We start from the raw sequence: 16,955 nt of genomic DNA, 5'->3' as shown, positions 1-16,955 counted from the left end.
TGTCCTCGGGACATCCCGCCCCTCCCAGCCTGAACGCGCCGGCCGCCCGTCATGGGAGGAACGGATGAGAGTATGGCTCAGCTTTGGGAGGGGGCGGATAAGTTTGCGGCTATCCCTGCCCCCGACTCCCTTCTCTCCTTGCGTCACAGGGTTTGGCGCCCCATAAGCGCGCGCCATGACGTTTAACGCTTCGGTTCTCACCCTCTATCCGGACGCTTTTCCGGGTCCGCTTGGGGTCTCATTGCTCGAGACTGCAAGAAAGAACGGACTCTGGGCGCTTGAGACGGTGGACATCCGGTCGTTTTCCCGTCATAAGCACGCCTCCGTTGACGACACGCCGGCTGGCGGCGGCCCAGGAATGGTGCTGCGCCCTGACGTATCGGCGGCGGCGATCGACAGTCTGCCCAGAGAGGGACGGCCGTTGATCTATCTGACGCCTCGGGGCAAGCCGCTCACTCAAGCCATGGTGCGAGAGTGGTCGGCGGGTCCGGGCGTTATTGTCTTTTGCGGCCGCTTCGAAGGTCTCGACCAACGGGTCATTGAAGCGCGCGGCATGGACGAGGTGAGTGTCGGCGACGCCGTGCTCGCCGGGGGGGAAGCCCCCGCCATGGTCCTCATCGAGGCCTGTGTGCGGCTGATCCCCGGCGTGCTTGGCAAGATCGAGAGCACCGAAGACGAGAGTTTTGAGGGTGATCTGCTCGAATACCCCCATTATACGCGACCGCGTGAATGGGAAGGGCATGAAATACCCGACGTTTTGCTGTCAGGCGATCATGGCCGGATCGCCCGGTGGCGTAAGGAACAGGCCGAAGATATAACGCGACTGCGCCGACCCGATCTCTGGAAGAGATATCAGCGGCGTCAAGGAGAAGAGCCATGAACCTGATCCAACAGCTCGAGCAGGAAGAAGCCGTCCGCGTGCTCGGCGACAAGAAAATCCCCGAGTTCTCTCCGGGTGACACGCTGACCGTGAACGTGTGGATCCGCGAAGGCGACCGCCAGCGGGTTCAGCGTTTCGAAGGCGTCTGCATCGCGCGCTCCGGCGGCGGTCTGAACGAGAACTTCACCGTGCGTAAAATCAGCTTCGGCGAAGGCGTGGAACGCGTCTGGCCGGTGCACTCTCCGCTGATCGAGTCCATCGAGATCAAGCGCAAGGGTAAAGTGCGTCGCGCCAAGCTGTATTATCTGCGTGATCGCCGCGGCAAGTCCGCGCGTATCGCCGAGCGCACCACCGGTCGCGGCATCGAGCCGCGCGGCAAGAAGAAACAAGGCTAAGGCCTTACCCCTCTTCTTGAGCGACAAGATAACGCCCGCCGGAGCAATCCGGCGGGCGCTTTGTGTTGTGAAGTTTTACGAGGCCCTGCGGGCTGTTGATCCTCGCTGACGCTGCGGGCGGCCTTTGGCCTTGCGGCCCTGACGGGCCGGGGCGCAGAGCCTGAACCTGCTTCAGATCAGCTATTCGCTCGCCATCTCTTCGCGCACCGCGACCGCCGTTGCGGGGAAATCGGTGAAAACGCCGTCCACACCGACTGAATACAGCGCACGCAGCTCGTCCTGCACGGTGTCGCCGGTCAGCGGCTCTCGATCATCTCGCACCGTCCAGACATGCACGGCGAGCCCCAGATCATGCGCCTGCTCGACAAAGCCCGTGCTGTCGCCCGTCGGCGTGAGCAACAGGGTTTTGTAGGCGCCAATGCCGTCCGCGAACTGGGCGATCTCCTCCAGGCTCAGCCCGCCGGCGTTTGCGCCCTCCGCATCCGGACCCGCATACAGCATGGCGAGCGGAAGCTCTGACACAGCGTTGAGGCGCTGCAAGAACGGGGCGTCAAAGGACTGGATGACCACCGGCGCATCCGCCCGGTTCAGATCATGCGCCTCGAGCGCCGCCAGCAATGCCGGGAGCGGATCAAGACCCATCGCCGTGAGTTCCGCCGGCAGTTTCACTTCAGGCTCAATGGCGATCTCGCAGGCGCAACGCTCTTGCTCGGCGGCCACAAAGTCCAGGAAATCCTCAAACGTCATAACCGGGTATTGCCCATTATAGGACTGGTCGCGATCGTCCATGGTCTGGCTTGCCGTCAGGGTGCGGAGCTCCGCTGCGGTGAAGGTCGGAACCCACCAATCCTCGCGCCCCAGGATCACGCTGCGGCGATCCGCGAATTCAGGCCGGTTGGCGATATCGGTGGAGTGCGACAGATACGGATCATGGCGCACGATCAGAACGCCGTCCGACGACATGACCAGATCCGGCTCGATCACATCCGCGCCCTGTTCCAGCGCCAGCTGATAGGCCGCCTGGCTATGTTCAGGGCGCAAACCCGACGCGCCGCGATGGGCGATCACCTGCGGGGGCTGACCGTCCAGCGTGGTCCACACCGGCGCAGTCGCGTCCGGCCCGGCGCCCGTCTGCGGCGCATCCGATTGGGAACAGGCGCTCGCCAGCAGCGGCGCGATCACAAGAGCGGCAATACGGTTCATGGTCATCCCCTCGCCATGTCCAACACAGGAGGCGGACTGTAATCCGCGCCGCACAAATTCAGAGTGATGTTTTCGTGACGGCGCTTAGCCGCGCACGCCGCGCCCTGTGGGGTCAATCGGGTCATCGGCCGGGCCCGGTCCGCCGGGCTCTGACGGCGCGCAATAGGGCCAGCTGCCTGAATTGGGGCCCTGGCCCGTACACACGGAATCGCCTTCCGGGATCATGGCGCAGCCCGAAACGGCCAGCAGAACGGCCAGCGACGCGCTCAGACTCACAAGACGGCGAATAGACATGATGAAACCCCTCCACGCCCGGCCTGATCCGGGCATGACAAGCTTCCCCCGCCTTCCAAGCAGACGCAACCCGGCCCTCGCGCTTTTATAGTTCACGCAGCCTTAACGCCGCATCGGGCATCAAGGCGGGGTCTCAAGTCTGGACGCTGTCATGGCTCGCACACACCGCCCCGCCCGATCCCGCAAAGGCCGCATGCCGGTCTGGTTGCGCGTGCTCGCCATACTGGTGATCGCCGGCGGATTGCTGACCACAGGCGTCGTCGTGCATCTGGCGCGCACCCTGCCCGATCTCAGCGCCATAGAACCCGCGCCGCACACCGGTGAAACCGTTCTGCTGGATCGCGATGGCCGCACCATTGCGCGCCGGGGCCAGTCCACCAGCGCCGTGATCACCGCCGACGCCTTGCCGCAAAACCTCGCCGACGCGGTGCTGGCGGTCGAGGACCGGCGCTTTTACAGCCATTTCGGCATCGACCTGATCGGCACGGCGCGCGCGCTGATGGCCAATATCCGCGCAGGCCGCGTGGTTCAGGGCGGCTCCACCATCACCCAGCAATTGGCCAAGAACCTGTTTCTCAGCTCCGAGCGCACCTATGAGCGCAAGGCGCAGGAAGTGCTGCTGGCGCTCTGGCTGGAGCATCGCTTCACCAAGGACGAAATCCTCGCCCTCTATCTCAACCGCGTCTATTTCGGCGCCGGCGCCTGGGGGGCGGAGGCTGCGTCCCGGCGTTACTTCAGCAAGCCCGCCGACGATCTGAGCATTGGCGAAGCCGCCTTGCTGGCCGGGCTTCTGAAAGCGCCGTCCCGGTACGCGCCGACCAACGACTCCCGACGCGCTTCGGTGCGCGCCACGGTGGTTCTGGACCTGATGTACGCCACAGGCCGGATCAGCCAGAGCGAACGCATCGACGCCGCTTCCACCCCGATCCGGGTCTCGCGCGGCAGCTCCAGCCCCGGCGCGGGCTGGTTTGCGGACTGGGTGATGACCCAGGTGCGCGAGCTGGCGCCGGGGCATCAAGGCGATCTGATCGTCCGCACCACGCTGGATGTAGACGCCCAGCGCGCCGCTGAAACCGCGTTGACGCAAGGGCTTGAGAACCCTGATTGGGCCCGCGGCGCAAGTGAAGGCGCGCTGATCGCGCTTGATAGCCAGGGCGGGGTGCGCGCCATGGTGGGCGGGCATGATTATGCGCAAGCGCCGTTCAATCGCGCCGTGAACGCCCGGCGTCAGCCCGGCTCCGCCTTCAAACCCTTTGTCTACGCCGCCGCCTTTGAAGGCGGTCTGAGCCCCGAAGACGTCTTTGTCGATGCGCCCATCTCCTATGGCGACTGGGCGCCGCAAAACTATGGCGATCGCTATGAAGGCGAGATGAGCCTCGAGCGCGCCTTCGCCCGCTCGTCCAACGCCGTCGCCGTGCAGGTGGCCGAAGCCACGGGGCGGGGCTGGGTGATGCGCACCGCGCGCCGCATGGGCATTCACAGCCCGCTTGAAAACACCCACGCCCTGTCGCTGGGCGCGTATGAAGTCACGCCGCTGGAGCTGGGCCAGGCCTATCTGCCCTTCATGAATGGCGGCCGCAGCGCCGACGCCTATGCGATTTTATCGGTGCGCACGGCTGAGGGCGACATCCTGTTCGAGCATCAACCCCAGCAGGGCGAGCGGGTGCTGGCGGATCGTATTTTACGACAGATGGATCAGCTGTTTGACGCCGCCGTCAGCTATGGCACCGCCCGCAGCGCCCCTGTGGACGGACGGCTTGTGCGCGGCAAGACCGGCACCACCAACGACAATCGCGACGCCTGGTTCGCCGGCTGGATGGATGGACTGACCGCGGTCGTCTGGATGGGCAATGACGATTATTCCGCCACGACGGACGCTGTGGGCGGCGCCGGACCCGCCCGGGTTTTCGCCGCCTTCATGAGCGCCGCGCCCGTGCCGCCGCGGGGGCTGGACGCCGTGCTGGCGGATGCGCCGCGCAGCGATGACCCCATCGCCAACCTGCTCAGCCCGCCTTCACAAACCCAGCCGACAGGAGACGCCGCACCTCAGCCAGACGAGGCGGAAGAAACGCCCTCGGATGATGGTGACCCGATTGCGGACCTGTTGGGCCGTCTGGGCGGCGCACAATAATCCTCTGACGCTCCCACCTGACACGGCCGGCAACGTCTCTGTGTTTGCGCCGGGTCTTGCGATAGGCTCGCCAAACCAAAGCTTCGCCAAAGGATGAATCATGGCTCTACAGACCCGCCGCGCCCCGCTCGCTGTCGTGCTCGCTCTGGGATTGGGCCTCGCGGCCTGCGCTCCCGAGGCGGGTCAGGGCGACCGCGCTGAAACACGCACCCGCCCGGTCAGCGAAGCCCAGGCCCAGTCTGCGCTGGCCGATTTCGGCCTGGAGGAGCAAGGTCGCGCCAGCTGGTCCGAACGCCGGTTTGAACGCGGCGCCTACATCTTCACAGATTTCGCCATGACGCTGGAAGATGGCCGCCTGACGGCGAGCGAACTGATTTTGACCGGTCCGCAAAGGCTGGAAGACCAGCCCTTTTTCACCGCCCTGGAACTGCAAAACGCCGTGATCGAAGCGCCTGACGGCGAACTGAGCACTCACGTTCTGAGCTTGGTCGAACCGTCTGAAACTCTGGCGCGCAAGATCGCAGACCTGCTCCGCGGTGAGGACAGCCTTGGGGATCTGGACGAAGACCGCTCGGGGTTCGGCTTCGCCCGGTTCGAAATGGCCGAACTGGCGATGCAATTTGAAGATACGCCGTCCAGCGCGTTGTCCCTGACGCTTGGAGCGGTGGTGCTTGAAGGCTTTGAAGAGGGTGAAACCCTGCAAACGGGTCAGCTGAGCGCGCTGACGCTGGATGGTCGTGACGAACAAGGCGGCCCCCTGTCCCTGCGCCTGGGCGAGATGCAGGTTTCGGGCGTGAAACTGGACGGTCTTGATGAGGGCTCGCCCTTCGGCGCCAGCCTGATGTCGCCCGATCAGGCTCCTTATGAGACGCTGACCCTGAATGATCTGCTGGTTTCAGTGGGCGGGATCGCCATCACCCTGCCCGAATTGACCGCCAGCGTGGAGTCGCTGGGAAGCGGCGTGTTGTCCTCGCAGTTGAACCTGCCTTCACTGACCCTGAGCCCGGCCCCCGGTCATCCGCAAAGCGCTGATATCGTCCGTAGCTTTGACATGCTGGGCTATGATCAGCTTGAGCTTAGCGCGTCAGGGGAAAGCCGTTACGACCCTGAGACGGACCGCGCCTGGACGGAAGACGAAAATATCATTCGCCTCGTGGACGGCCTCACCCTCAGCTTTGAGCAGGACGTGTCGGGCCTGAGCGCCTATGCGGAACAAGCCGAGGGTCTGACGGCTGACAAACCCGGCGCGACGCCGGATCCCGCTCAACTGATGGCGCCCTTGATGATCCATCGATTCAGGCTGCAGCTGACTGACGAATCCCTGATGGAGCGCATCACCAGCCAGATCGCCCAGAGCTCCGGCGTCAGCGAGCAACAGGCCCGCGTTCAGCTTGGCGCGATGTCACGGATGGGACTGGCGTTCGCAGGCGCGCAACTGCCCGCGGGTCTTGTGGATCAGGCTGGACCGGCGCTGGACCGCTTCATCAGCTCGGGCGGCGTGCTGACCCTTGAAATGAACCCCGAAGCCCCCGTGTCCGCGGCGGCGTTCGCGGCGTATCCGGCTCCGGATGCGCAGACCCTGGGTTTGCGCATCACCCATGAGGGCGGCGACGCGCCGGCTCCGAAATAACCTCAGGCGGACAAAGGGGCGTTACGCCCCTTTGTCATGCTCGGCCATGAAGGCTTTCATTTTCGGCGCGATCTCTTCGCGGAACCGGCGGCCATTGAAGACGCCGTAATGACCGACGCCGGGCTGGACATGGTCCAGACGCAGCGATTCAGGCAGGTTCGAGCACAGGGTGTGCGCCGCCTGGGTCTGGCCGATGCCGGAAATATCGTCGTTCTCGCCCTCGACCGTCAGAAGCGCGACATCGGTGATCGTTTCCGGTCGCACCAGACGCTCGCCCACATGCATCTCACCCCGCGCCAGCGTATGCGCCTGGAAGACCTCGTGGATGGTCTGAAGGTAGAATTCCTCGGTCAGGTCCATCACGGACAGGTATTCATCATAGAACTGACGATGACGGTCGGCGCTGTCGCCGTCGCCCTCCACCATGTGTTGGAAGAAGTCCCAATGGGCGTCCACATGGCGTTCGAAATTCATGTTGATGAAGCCGGTCAGCTGCAGGAAGCCCGGATACACCCGGCGCATCGCGCCCGGATACACGGCCGGCACCGTCTGGATCAGATTGTCCCGGAACCATTCATACGGACGCTCTTCAGCCAGTTTATTGGGCACGGTGGGGGATTTTCGCGCATCAATGGGCGAGCCCATGAAGGTCATCGAGGACGGACGTTTCGGATCCTCATCCTCAGCCATCAGCGCAATCGCCGCCAGGGTCGGCGGGCCAGGCTGACAGACCGCCACCACATGGGGGTTGTCGCCCAGCGCCGTGATCATCTCGCGCACATAGAGCACGTAATCACCGAGATCGAAGCGTCCGTCATTGACCGCAACCTTGCGCGCATCCGTCCAGTCGGTGATGTAGACCTCGTGATCAGGCAAAAAGGCCTCGACCGTGCCGCGCAGCAAGGTCGCGTGATGGCCCGACATGGGCGCCACGATCAGGACGGAGCGGTCCTTGAGTTCTGTCACCTTCACGCCGCGCGCCTTTGCGAGCGCCGCCCGGTCGCGCTTAAAATGAAGCAGCGAACAAAACGGTTTGCTCCAGACGGTGTCGGTCACGACGTCCACAGGCTGGTCATTGACCAGAACCGGGCTCAGCTCCCATTCGGGCTTGCCGTAATAGCGCGTCAGGCTTTCAAACAGGTCCGCAGCGGCGGCCGTGGTGCGGCCCGCCAGGGTGTCGAAGGCCGGATGGAGCGGAGAGCGCAGCGACTGCCGGGTCATATTGGCGGCGGCGCGCCAGGGCATCATCGCCGCCCGGCTCATTTCCAGAAAAGAGTAAAGCATAGCCATTATCCTCCACGCCGGGAGCTCGGCAGAGCCCGCAGCGTTGTCAGCTCATCGCAATTATGCCGGGTTATTCTCTAAAAACTGTTGAAGTCGTGACGCGATCTGATCCGGCGTCGCTTGATGTGGAAAGACTTCAACAAATTCTCCCTCACGCCCCATCAAGTAGATGAGCGAGGAATGGTCCATGGTGTACTCCGCCAGCGTACCGTCATCTTCCACACGGCGATAATAAACGCGGTAGGCGCGCGCCGCTTCACGGACCTGGTCTTCACTGCCGGTCAACCCTCTCAGCCCTTCGGGGAAGGCGGGCGAATCCACGTAGGAGGCCAGCGCTTCAGGCGTGTCGCGTTCGGGATCGACGGTGATCAGAAGCGGCTGGAACTGCGCCCGCTGCGCGTCCGGCAAACGGTCCAGCGCCGCCGCCATGACCTGCAGCGAGGTCGGACAGATGTCCGGGCAATAGGTGAAGCCAAAATAGATCAACATCGGGCGACCGGCGAAGTCGGCGTCGGTCACGGTCTGTCCGGTCTGGTCGACCAGGGTGAACGCGCCGCCGATATCCGCTTCCCCGGACATGCGCACGGGCGCTGCGCCCGGCGACCCGGATCGCGCCGGGTTTTGGCCTGAGAGCGTCAAAAGAAGAATCGCAGCCAGCCCGGCCAGAACAGCGGCGATCACCGGGAAAAGCCAGATCGGTCGATTTTTCAAGTCCATGAAGAATCCTGTGTGTGGCTGTGCGCTGGCGCAGCGCGAACCATCCCATTGATCTACGACATTCTTGTGTCAGATGCGAGCCCTGGCTATGGCGGTGCAGCATAAGTGATGACCGAATACAGCCTAAGCGGGCGAACACCCCGCCTTCCGCGAGATGGCGGAGCCGCAGCGCGTCAGAACGTCCCGTTGACGGTTTGGGCGGTCATGGATCAGCTGCAGGGCTGACGATCTGGGGAAGAACAACACCGTGCGCGACACCATGACTGAGCCTGACTGGTCAGAGCTTGACGCTGACCCGAACCTGACGCCGGTGTTCGGGCGTGTGCGCTTGCGGACCTTGATCCTGCTGCGCTGGCTGGCGGTGACAGGCCAGACCATGGCCGTCATCGTGGTGTATTACGGGCTGGGGTTTGACTTGCCGCTGGGCGCCTGTCTGGGCGTGATCGCGGCCAGCGCCTGGGTGAACGCCTGGTTGTCGCTGGCCATGCCGACCCAGCGCTTCGCCAAGGATTGGGAAGCTTTCCTGCAGCTGGCCTATGACGTGATCCAGCTGATGGTCCTGCTGGCCCTGACCGGCGGTCTGACCAATCCGTTCTCGGTCATGCTGGTCGGGCCGGTGGTCATCGCCGTCGCCGCCCTGCCCGGTCGCTGGTGGCTGACGCTGGCCGCCATCGCCATCGTCGGCTCGATCTCGCTGAGCATCTGGCATTTGCCTCTGCCCTGGTCGGACGCCGAGGCCGTGGTGCTGCCCTCCACATACCGGGCCGGGATCTGGGTGGCGCTGGCGATCGCCATCGCCTTCACCGCCGTCTACGCCTGGCGCGTCGGGTTTGAAGCCCAGCGCATGGGCGCCGCCCTCGCCGCCACCCAGAGCGTTCTGGCGCGTGAACAGCGTTTGTCGGCCCTGGGCGCGCTCGCCGCCGCCGCAGCGCACGAGCTGGGCACCCCGCTCGCCACCATCCAGCTGACCGCAAAAGAAATGCTGCGCGCCGCCCAGGATGATCTCTCGCGCGAGGATGCGGACCTGATCATCTCCCAGGCGCAACGGTGCCGGGACATCCTGCAACGCCTGTCGCAATCGTCTCACAACACCGCCGACAAAATGCACGAGCGCATCGGCTTGCGTGAATTGATGGAGGAAGCCGCCGCACCGCTCAAAGGGCTGGACGCCCATGTGGTGGTGAAGCTCGCGCCCACCCCCGAGCATCCCGACGCCCCCGTCCTGAAACGTCAGACCGAGCTGTTATACGGACTTGGCAACTTCATTGAAAACGCTGTGGATTTTGCCCAAACCGAAGTCCAGATCATCGGCGCCTGGAGCGACACCCAGCTCAATATCATCGTTCAGGATGACGGGCCGGGCTTTCCGCCCGACATCCTCGCCAAGCTGGGCGAGCCCTATGTGACCACGCGGCGCAGCCAGCCCGGCTATGGCGGGCTGGGGCTGGGGGTCTTCATCGCCGTCACCTTGATCGAACGCATTGGCGGCACGGTCGACCTGACCAATGCCATGGACGGCGGCGCACGCGTGTCTCTCACCCTGCCGCGCGCAGCGCTGGAGGCCGAACCGATGAGCGATGTGGGCGCATCCGATTTATCGCCCTAAATCTGATCCGTAAAAGCTGCTCTGATCTCATTGCGCCCTTTGCAGACAGGGGGCGAATGGGGCTAAATCATGGGCCTGATTTCTCGACCCGGTTAAAGGAGCCCCTCGGCCGTGACCGAACACACTGAACTGGACCTGCCCGAAGACAAGACCTTGCTGCTGGTCGACGATGACGAGCCGCTTCGCAATCGCCTGGCGCGCGCGATGTCGAGCCGCGGTTTTGACGTGATCGACGCCGTCGGCACCGTGGCGGAGGCGATGAGCATCGCCCGCAATAATCCGCCCGCCTTCGCGGTCGTGGATTTGCGTCTGGATGACGGGGACGGGCTGGACGTGGTGCGGGCGCTGCACGAAACCCGCGAGGATTGCCGCGTCATCATGCTGACCGGATATGGCAATATCGCCACCGCCGTCGCGGCGGTGAAATCAGGCGCCGTGGATTATCTCGCCAAACCCGCCGACGCCGATGACGTCATGAAAGCCCTGCTCGCCCGGCCCGACGCCAAGCCGGCCCCGCCGGAAAATCCCATGAGCGCGGATCGCGTCCGCTGGGAGCACATCCAGCGCGTCTTCGAGCTGTGCAATCACAATGTGTCGGAGACCGCGCGTCGGCTGAACATGCATCGCCGCACCCTGCAGCGCATTCTCGCCAAACGCGCGCCCCGCTAGAGCGACGGCGAGCGGCGATGGAGGTCGATCATGGGACTGACCGTCGGGTTCTTGCTCTTTGACGATCTGACCCAGCTCGACTTCACCGGGCCGTTGCAGGTCCTGAACCGATTGCCGGATGCCGAGATCGCCTTGATCGCCAAGTCCGAGGGGCCGGTGCGCACCGATTGCGGCCCCTTCATCCTGCCCAATCACACGCTCGAAACCGCCCCCGATCTCGATCTGCTGTGCGTTCCCGGCGGGTATGGCGTCGACGCGGTGATGCAGGACGCCGCCATGCTGGACTTTGTCCGTCGCCAGGCCGCGCAGGCGCAATACGTCACCTCGGTCTGCACCGGCGCCTTCATTCTGGGCGCTGCGGGTCTGTTGCGCGGTGTGCGCGCCACGACGCACTGGCGCTATCACGACCATCTCAAAGCCTTTGGCGCGATCCCTGTGAAAGACCGCGTCGTCCATGACGGCCGCATCATCACGGGCGGCGGCGTGACGGCGGGCATTGATTTCGCGCTGAGCCTGGTGCGCGAAATCGCAGGCGAAGACCACGCCAGCGCGGTACAGTTGAGCCTGGAATACGATCCCGCCCCGCCTCTGCAATCGGGCCGCCCCGAACTGGCCTCCGCACAGGTTCGTGACGCGGTCGAATCGCGAATGGGGCCAAGGCTTGAGGCGTTCAGGACTGTTCTGGAGAAGATGGGTCTGACGGCCGACTAGATCCACCCGTCCAGTAGACTCGTTTGCGGTCAAGCTCTGACAAACCCGCCGCCAAGCCCTGCATCATCAGATCGGATTTCACGGTGCGCACCGGCCCGGCCGCAGCGCCGGATCCGTCCAGCGGCGTGATCTGGGTCAGACCCGATCCCAGCTGATGACGCCACAGCGCTAGCGATACCCAGGGCGCATTATCGCGCAAGCCGTCATGGATCGCTTCATACAGCGCCGCAAGAGCCGGGTCGGAATTGGTGACATACAGGCTGTCGAGACTGCCCATCAGCTTGCTGCGCTCCATCTGGCGCGTCGCATACTGGCTCTGATTGGTCTTGGTCTCGATCAGGCAGGCGCGCCAGAGCGATCCCTCTGGACGCACGAAAATCCCATCTATCCCCTGGGGTCCGGCGCCGGGCTTGCCGTTCAATACCGTCCAGCCTTGCGAGGCCATCATCAGGGCGGTCAGCGCTTCGCCGAACGCGCCCTGATCATTGGAAGTGACAAAATCATGGGCCCGAACGCCAGAAAAGGCCGGCAAACCCAGAGCGGGCGGCGGAGACACCGGGCGCGGAATGATCTTTGGCTTCATGCCCAGCAAGACGCGCCAAGCCCAGTGCGCCAGCATCCCGCCAGCGACCGCCAGTCCCGCGCTCAGCCCCGCCAGCCAGATCACACCCATAGCTTCGCCCCCCGCATCCAATGGGCACGCTAGCGCGCCTTGGCGGTGCGATCAGCTCAAATCGCCCTGAGCGCGCGTTCAGCCGCGTTGCGGGCGAATTTCAGCGTCAACGCCTTGCGCCGGGCGGGGGCGAGCTTGGCGACCGGGCTTTCACGCACCACCGCGCCGCCAAACCCATCCGCGATGATCAGGCCCGTCTGTTCGGGCAGCATCTCGGCGGGAAACCGGTCCGACACCGCGAAATAGAACCGGTCGCACCAGGCAAAGTAATCGGGCCATTTCTCATCGGTGCGAAAGTCCTGAACGCCGGATTTCACCTCGACGATCACCATCTCGCCCTTGGGGCCAAGACCCGCCAGATCCGCGCGGCGCCCGCACGGCAGGGTGAACTCGGCGATGGCCGTGATCCCGAGATCCAGCAGCAAACGCGCCGTGCCGCGCATCAGAAGGCGCGCGTCATCGATTGCGGGATTGCTGGCGCGGGCGGTCGGGAGGGGATCTGAAACAGCCATCAGCGCATTTTGTTCAACTTATGTTCCAATGACAAGCCCTGCGGCCACTGGCGACCCGGTCTCGATCATCCTATTTGTCATCCATGTTCAAACCCGCCGACCTCTCACGCCTCACCGCGCCCGATGAAAGCCTCTTCCTCGAGATCGCCCAGAGCGCCTGGGACGGCTTGCCCGCACAGTTTCGGGCCCTGTGCGGCAATGTGGTGATCCAGACGCCAGACTTTGCGGACGCGGCGACGCTGTCGCATTTCAAGATGGAGAGCCCGTATGAGCTGACCGGGCTCTATCACGGGGTGGATCTGACCCAGAAATCCGTGCTCGATCCTGCAGGCGGACCCGATTACGTCTTTCTCTATCGGCTGCCGATCCTGCTGGAATGGTGCGAGCGCGGAAATGTGACCCTGTCCGAGATCATCTCTCATGTGCTGGTGCATGAGATCGGCCATCATTTCGGCCTCTCAGATGAAGACATGCACGCCATAGAGGACGCTGCAGACTGATCGGCGTATGAGCTGAGGGGTAATGGAGACGATCCCGCCCCTCGCCGCGCTCGCTGCGCTTGTCTCGGCCATGGCCCATGCCGGCATGGCGCTGTTCACCAAGCAAGCCAAAGACACCCTCACATTCCGGGCGGTGTCGATGGTCTTTTCAGCCCTGTGGCTCAGCCCGGTCCTGTTTTTCTTTCCGCTCCCGAGCTGGGACGTCTGGCGCTTCCTGCTGCTGGGCGCAGGCCTCATCTGGGCGTTCAACATGCTGATGATCGCCGCCTTTCAGCGCGGGTCGATGAATCTGGTCTATCCGGTCATGCGCGGCGCCGCGCCCGCCATCGCCGGCCTGTTCGCGTTTTTCATCCTGGGCGAACCGCTGAGTCCGCTGGCGATATTGGGCCTGTCCGTCGCCTCCGCCGCCATCATCGCTTTCGCCTGGCCTGAAAAGGGCGGCGCGCCCAAGGCGGCTGCGCTGGGCTTTGCGCTCTCGGCTGCCGTGATGACGGCGAGCTATACGGTCAATGACGCCTCGGGCGTGCGCGCGGCAGGGTCCGCGCTCATCTACGCGGCCTGGTTCTTTGTCCTCAGCGCCCTGTCGCTGGGCCTGACCGCCTGGGTGCGGCGCGGCGATCAAGTGTTGAGCGTCGCGCGCGCCGAGCTGCGGCGCGGTTTTTTCGCGTCCTTTTTCAACATCACCACATACGGCCTCGCGCTGTACGCCTACGCCAACGCCCCGGTCGCTCCGATGGCGGCGCTGCGGGAGACGTCTGTGGTGTTCGGCGCCATCGTGGCGGCGGTGATCCTGAAAGAGCCGCTGGGACGGCGACGCATCGTGCTGGCGGGCGTTCTGGCGCTCGGGCTCGCCGCCATTCAGCTGGGTTAAGTCGATCCGACTTTCGCTGACCGTCGTATTAGGGCAGTAAGAGAGTTCCACCCTCGCCATTGCGGACACAGAGTTTCATGTCAGACGCCACGCCCGACACCGCCTCCAGCAAGACCATCGGCCAAAGCTCCAAGCTTCTGGTGGATGTGGGGCCCGCCGCGATCTTCATGATCACCTATAATGTGGCCAAGCGCCTCGCCGAGGATCAGGCGATTTACTGGGCGACCGGCATTTTCATGCTCGCGACGGCGGCCGCCGTGGTCTACGCCGTGATCACGCAAAAGCGCTTCCCGCCCATGCTGGCGGTGACCTTCGTCATCGTCACCCTGTTCGGCGGCATGACGATCTATCTGCAAGACCCGATCTTCATCTTCATCAAGCCCACCATCATCAATCTGATCTTCTGCTTTGCGATCCTGTTCAGCTTCGCGCTCGGCTTTAACGTCTGGAAGCGCCTGTTCGGCTCGATCTATTCCATGCCCGAGCACGCCTGGGTCATGCTAGGCATTCGCTGGGCGCTGTTCTTCGCTTTCCTGGCGCTGCTGAACGAAGTGATGTGGCGGCATATCGTGGACGCAGACTTGCCTGAAACCATGCGCTGGTTTGCGGGGCTTGAGCTGACCGAAGGCTTCTGGGTCAATTTCCGCTTCTTCGGCACCTTCCCGCTCTTCTTCCTGTTCGTGCTCGCCAATGTGCCCATGACGCTGAAATACGCCAAGGCGGCCGACGAGGACGGCGACAGCGAAGCTGAACAGCAGGACGCCTGAGACGGGTTTCGCTTGTCGCGATTCCCCATCCGCAATAGCCTTGATGGGTGAGACGCTTACGCCAGAGAATCCAGCGGAGAAACACCGCCGCCTTTCAAAGCCCGGTCAGCTGGATGCTGCTCGCGACCTTGCTCGGCTTAGGCATTGTCTGGCGCTTGATTGAGCTGTTTGTGATTACGCAGCTCAGTTGCGGCGAAACCTTGCGATTCTGGCAAGGAGAAGCGCCACTGGGGCCAACCCTACTGGGCGTATTCGCCGTCGCCTTCACCGCCATGTTTTGCCTGTGGGTGATTGATCTCACCCGGGTCCGTCATCGACGCCCGGCCATTTGGGCGACCACGGTTCAGGCTTTTCTGTTTGTCGCTATTCTGACCGTTCTGACCACCTGGTCGAGCTTCATCAACACGTACTCGGTCTTCAAGCCGATCAGCGATACTTTGCGATACAGCTTCCATGTGATCCGGATCGCGAATGTTTCAGAGGTCCTCTTATTTGAAGCCAATCCGGGATATGAGTATTGGTCTACCAAACGGATATGGGAGAAAGAGCTTGGTCCGCTTGTTATGGGCCGCCATTCATTTAAAGACTGCTCTTGCATGAGCCTGTCACAGCAGCGCACGCGCGAAGAACTGATGTGGCTCGCCTATGATGTTCAGCAGGGCGCTCTCACCCACGAAGAGGCCAATCAGATCCGGCGCGACACGCCCAAGCCCATAGAGCCTGAATGGTGCGAGGCGACGCTGGATCTGGCCCGAACCGTTTATTGAAACAGGCCATAACGGCCCTGTGATTATCACCTGAGCGGGATATGGGGTAGTAAGCATTTATGCTGACCTGGTTCTCCGTTCTGGCCCTTCTGTTTCAGGCCCATTCCACCCCGCCCGCACCGGCGGCGGACGCATCCGTGCGTGCGGCGCCGGACGCGGTGATCGTGGTGGAGCTCTTCACCTCGCAAGGCTGTCCGCTCTGCCCCGCCGCCAATCAGCTGCTGGCGGATTTCGGCGCGCGCGAGGACGTGATCGCCCTGGCCTGGGGGGTGAATTACTGGGACGCCTATGGCTGGGCGGACCAGTTCGCCATGCCGGAATTTGCGGATCGTCAGAAAGCCTATGTGGAGGCGGGCGAGGCCATGCGGGTCTACACCCCGCACTTCGTCATCAATGGCGCGCCTGAACAACTGCGCTTTGATCCCGCGCGCATCACCGCGGCGCTGGACGACAGCGCGCCCCGGCCCACAGCGCACATCCGCGAAAGCGAAGACGGCGCATACAGCCTGTCTCTTGAGGGCGCGCGCGCGGCGCCGGCTGAAATCTGGCTGGTGCAATACACGCCGGGCATTGAAGAACGTCAGATCGAGAGCGGCCGCAACGCCGGCCTGCGCATGACGCATTTCAACATGGTGCGCTCGGTTGAAAAGCTGGCGGACTGGACCGGCGGAGACGCGGCCTATGTGTTGCCCGAACCCGCGGACGATCTGGACGCCGTGGTGCTCGTGCAGGACGGCCCGGGCGGCCGCATCCTCACCGCCGCCCGGCTGCCCTGACGCCTAGTTGGCGGGAGCGTAGTCCTGATCGAAATAGAGCGTCCAGCTCTCGCCGCGATCCGCGCTCATATAAATGTCGAATTCATGCCCGTCCGCATGGGTGAAATCATAGACCAGCTTGAAATGAAGCTGTCCGCCCTCAATGGGATAGGACGTGTCGGGTCGCAGATTGGTGGCGACCAATCGGCCCGCATCGTCAAAATCGCCCTCATAGATATCCAATAGCCCATACGCGTCATCCATGACGCTCAAGCGGTAGAGCTCGCGATAGGGATCATAGCTGAACAGGGTGCGCAGATGGGTGGATCCGTCAGCGCCCAGATCGATATGGGCGTTCTCCTCCAGGCCGCGATCATTGAACACGAAGCGGGTTTGGGCCTCGCCTGGATCAAGCGCCTGCGCGCCGCCAGGCCCCATGACTTGTCCGGTCACCACCCAATCGCCGGCCAAAGGCGCAAGCCGCGCCATCGCCTCGATCTGACGCTCAGAGACGCCATCCTGCGCCTGCGCGCCCGTGCTGAGCACGCACAAGACGACCCCCAACAGACTGTGTTTGAACCCCATCAACG

At 63.6% G+C, this 16,955-nt stretch carries 19 protein-coding genes; 12 read left to right on the top strand and 7 right to left on the bottom strand.

Features of this window, described 5'->3' with window-relative positions:
* The first annotated feature begins 175 nt into the window (after nt 1-175).
* Together trmD and rplS are read left to right on the top strand one after the other, a co-directional pair.
* Complete coding sequence (gene trmD / locus B3M53_RS04045) at nt 176-880, top strand: tRNA (guanosine(37)-N1)-methyltransferase TrmD (protein WP_273021064.1); 705 nt, start codon at nt 176-178, stop codon at nt 878-880.
* Nucleotides 877-1,275 (top strand): 50S ribosomal protein L19, encoded by a 399-nt coding sequence (gene rplS / locus B3M53_RS04040; protein ID WP_022700711.1) that lies wholly within the window; start codon nt 877-879, stop codon nt 1,273-1,275. Before trmD ends, rplS begins: the two co-directional genes overlap by 4 nt.
* Nucleotides 1,276-1,455: 180 nt before the next feature.
* Here the strand turns inward: rplS and B3M53_RS04035 are convergent, their stop codons facing one another.
* Nucleotides 1,456-2,478: a glycerophosphodiester phosphodiesterase family protein gene (locus tag B3M53_RS04035; RefSeq protein WP_273021062.1), complete on the bottom strand. Its 1,023-nt coding sequence runs from the start codon at nt 2,476-2,478 to the stop codon at nt 1,456-1,458.
* 84 nt (nt 2,479-2,562) lie between these two features.
* Nucleotides 2,563-2,772: a hypothetical protein gene (locus B3M53_RS04030; protein WP_022700713.1), complete on the bottom strand. Its 210-nt coding sequence runs from the start codon at nt 2,770-2,772 to the stop codon at nt 2,563-2,565.
* A 151-nt stretch (nt 2,773-2,923) separates the two neighbouring features.
* Here B3M53_RS04030 and B3M53_RS04025 point away from each other — a divergent pair, with 151 nt between their 5' ends.
* A complete protein-coding gene (locus B3M53_RS04025) occupies nt 2,924-4,903 on the top strand; it encodes a transglycosylase domain-containing protein (RefSeq protein ID WP_273021059.1) in 1,980 nt (659 codons plus the stop codon).
* Between the two features lie 100 nt (nt 4,904-5,003).
* On the top strand, nt 5,004-6,533 hold the full coding sequence (locus B3M53_RS04020; RefSeq protein ID WP_273021058.1) for a hypothetical protein: 1,530 nt from the start codon (nt 5,004-5,006) through the stop codon (nt 6,531-6,533).
* Nucleotides 6,534-6,554: 21 nt separating this feature from the next.
* Here B3M53_RS04020 and B3M53_RS04015 read toward each other — a convergent pair whose 3' ends face one another.
* Together B3M53_RS04015 and B3M53_RS04010 are read right to left on the bottom strand one after the other, a co-directional pair.
* Nucleotides 6,555-7,817, bottom strand: a complete 1,263-nt coding sequence (locus tag B3M53_RS04015; protein WP_273021056.1) for a polyhydroxyalkanoate depolymerase — start codon at nt 7,815-7,817, stop codon at nt 6,555-6,557.
* A 60-nt stretch (nt 7,818-7,877) separates the two neighbouring features.
* Complete coding sequence (locus tag B3M53_RS04010) at nt 7,878-8,534, bottom strand: SCO family protein (RefSeq protein WP_273021055.1); 657 nt, start codon at nt 8,532-8,534, stop codon at nt 7,878-7,880.
* 247 nt (nt 8,535-8,781) lie between these two features.
* Here B3M53_RS04010 and B3M53_RS04005 point away from each other — a divergent pair, with 247 nt between their 5' ends.
* From B3M53_RS04005 to B3M53_RS03995, 3 genes are all read left to right on the top strand, one after another.
* A complete protein-coding gene (locus B3M53_RS04005) occupies nt 8,782-10,140 on the top strand; it encodes an ActS/PrrB/RegB family redox-sensitive histidine kinase (protein ID WP_160092808.1) in 1,359 nt (452 codons plus the stop codon).
* Between the two features lie 111 nt (nt 10,141-10,251).
* The gene (locus tag B3M53_RS04000; RefSeq protein ID WP_022700719.1) at nt 10,252-10,809 is read left to right on the top strand and encodes an ActR/PrrA/RegA family redox response regulator transcription factor; all 558 of its coding nucleotides are present in this window, start codon (nt 10,252-10,254) and stop codon (nt 10,807-10,809) included.
* Between the two features lie 30 nt (nt 10,810-10,839).
* Complete coding sequence (locus B3M53_RS03995; protein WP_273021053.1) at nt 10,840-11,520, top strand: DJ-1/PfpI family protein; 681 nt, start codon at nt 10,840-10,842, stop codon at nt 11,518-11,520.
* Here B3M53_RS03995 and B3M53_RS03990 read toward each other — a convergent pair.
* Nucleotides 11,480-12,193 carry a hypothetical protein gene (locus B3M53_RS03990; protein ID WP_273021052.1) on the bottom strand — a complete coding sequence of 238 codons (714 nt, stop codon included), beginning with the start codon at nt 12,191-12,193 and terminating at the stop codon, nt 11,480-11,482. The two genes, B3M53_RS03995 and B3M53_RS03990, sit on opposite strands and share 41 nt — an antisense overlap.
* Nucleotides 12,194-12,249: 56 nt before the next feature.
* The gene (gene mmcB / locus B3M53_RS03985) at nt 12,250-12,705 is read right to left on the bottom strand and encodes a DNA repair putative endonuclease MmcB (protein ID WP_273021051.1); all 456 of its coding nucleotides are present in this window, start codon (nt 12,703-12,705) and stop codon (nt 12,250-12,252) included.
* Nucleotides 12,706-12,788: 83 nt separating this feature from the next.
* Here mmcB and B3M53_RS03980 point away from each other — a divergent pair, with 83 nt between their 5' ends.
* From B3M53_RS03980 to B3M53_RS03960, 5 genes are all read left to right on the top strand, one after another.
* The gene (locus tag B3M53_RS03980) at nt 12,789-13,205 is read left to right on the top strand and encodes a metallopeptidase family protein (RefSeq protein WP_273021050.1); all 417 of its coding nucleotides are present in this window, start codon (nt 12,789-12,791) and stop codon (nt 13,203-13,205) included.
* A 22-nt stretch (nt 13,206-13,227) separates the two neighbouring features.
* Complete coding sequence (locus B3M53_RS03975) at nt 13,228-14,076, top strand: DMT family transporter (protein WP_273021048.1); 849 nt, start codon at nt 13,228-13,230, stop codon at nt 14,074-14,076.
* A gap of 77 nt (nt 14,077-14,153) precedes the next feature.
* Nucleotides 14,154-14,843, top strand: a complete 690-nt coding sequence (locus B3M53_RS03970) for an inner membrane-spanning protein YciB (RefSeq protein ID WP_273021046.1) — start codon at nt 14,154-14,156, stop codon at nt 14,841-14,843.
* Nucleotides 14,844-14,956: 113 nt separating this feature from the next.
* Nucleotides 14,957-15,610 carry a hypothetical protein gene (locus B3M53_RS03965; RefSeq protein WP_273021044.1) on the top strand — a complete coding sequence of 218 codons (654 nt, stop codon included), beginning with the start codon at nt 14,957-14,959 and terminating at the stop codon, nt 15,608-15,610.
* A 59-nt stretch (nt 15,611-15,669) separates the two neighbouring features.
* A complete protein-coding gene (locus B3M53_RS03960) occupies nt 15,670-16,386 on the top strand; it encodes a DUF1223 domain-containing protein (RefSeq protein ID WP_273021042.1) in 717 nt (238 codons plus the stop codon).
* Nucleotides 16,387-16,389: 3 nt separating this feature from the next.
* Here the strand turns inward: B3M53_RS03960 and B3M53_RS03955 are convergent, their stop codons facing one another.
* A complete protein-coding gene (locus B3M53_RS03955) occupies nt 16,390-16,950 on the bottom strand; it encodes a DUF1579 family protein (RefSeq protein ID WP_273021040.1) in 561 nt (186 codons plus the stop codon).
* Nucleotides 16,951-16,955 lie beyond the last annotated feature (5 nt).

The organism is Oceanicaulis sp. UBA2681, from assembly GCF_002354675.1.
Classification (GTDB): Bacteria; Pseudomonadota; Alphaproteobacteria; order Caulobacterales; family Maricaulaceae; genus Oceanicaulis; species Oceanicaulis alexandrii.
This window is presented reverse-complemented; position numbering and strand designations above follow the sequence as displayed.

What these genes read in the sequence shown, in the direction of transcription:
- B3M53_RS03970 (WP_273021046.1), top strand. Translation starts at nt 14,154, where the DNA reads ATGTCAGACGCCACGCCCGACACCGCCTCCAGCAAGACCATCGGCCAA.
- B3M53_RS03960 (WP_273021042.1), top strand. Translation starts at nt 15,670, where the DNA reads ATGCTGACCTGGTTCTCCGTTCTGGCCCTTCTGTTTCAGGCCCATTCC.
- B3M53_RS03975 (WP_273021048.1), top strand. Translation starts at nt 13,228, where the DNA reads ATGGAGACGATCCCGCCCCTCGCCGCGCTCGCTGCGCTTGTCTCGGCC.
- mmcB (WP_273021051.1), bottom strand. Translation starts at nt 12,705, where the DNA reads ATGGCTGTTTCAGATCCCCTCCCGACCGCCCGCGCCAGCAATCCCGCA.
- B3M53_RS03955 (WP_273021040.1), bottom strand. Translation starts at nt 16,950, where the DNA reads ATGGGGTTCAAACACAGTCTGTTGGGGGTCGTCTTGTGCGTGCTCAGC.
- B3M53_RS04020 (WP_273021058.1), top strand. Translation starts at nt 5,004, where the DNA reads ATGGCTCTACAGACCCGCCGCGCCCCGCTCGCTGTCGTGCTCGCTCTG.
- B3M53_RS04025 (WP_273021059.1), top strand. Translation starts at nt 2,924, where the DNA reads ATGGCTCGCACACACCGCCCCGCCCGATCCCGCAAAGGCCGCATGCCG.
- B3M53_RS04030 (WP_022700713.1), bottom strand. Translation starts at nt 2,772, where the DNA reads ATGTCTATTCGCCGTCTTGTGAGTCTGAGCGCGTCGCTGGCCGTTCTG.
- B3M53_RS04015 (WP_273021056.1), bottom strand. Translation starts at nt 7,817, where the DNA reads ATGCTTTACTCTTTTCTGGAAATGAGCCGGGCGGCGATGATGCCCTGG.
- rplS (WP_022700711.1), top strand. Translation starts at nt 877, where the DNA reads ATGAACCTGATCCAACAGCTCGAGCAGGAAGAAGCCGTCCGCGTGCTC.
- B3M53_RS03980 (WP_273021050.1), top strand. Translation starts at nt 12,789, where the DNA reads ATGTTCAAACCCGCCGACCTCTCACGCCTCACCGCGCCCGATGAAAGC.
- B3M53_RS04035 (WP_273021062.1), bottom strand. Translation starts at nt 2,478, where the DNA reads ATGAACCGTATTGCCGCTCTTGTGATCGCGCCGCTGCTGGCGAGCGCC.
- B3M53_RS03965 (WP_273021044.1), top strand. Translation starts at nt 14,957, where the DNA reads ATGCTGCTCGCGACCTTGCTCGGCTTAGGCATTGTCTGGCGCTTGATT.
- B3M53_RS03995 (WP_273021053.1), top strand. Translation starts at nt 10,840, where the DNA reads ATGGGACTGACCGTCGGGTTCTTGCTCTTTGACGATCTGACCCAGCTC.
- trmD (WP_273021064.1), top strand. Translation starts at nt 176, where the DNA reads ATGACGTTTAACGCTTCGGTTCTCACCCTCTATCCGGACGCTTTTCCG.
- B3M53_RS04010 (WP_273021055.1), bottom strand. Translation starts at nt 8,534, where the DNA reads ATGGACTTGAAAAATCGACCGATCTGGCTTTTCCCGGTGATCGCCGCT.
- B3M53_RS03990 (WP_273021052.1), bottom strand. Translation starts at nt 12,193, where the DNA reads ATGGGTGTGATCTGGCTGGCGGGGCTGAGCGCGGGACTGGCGGTCGCT.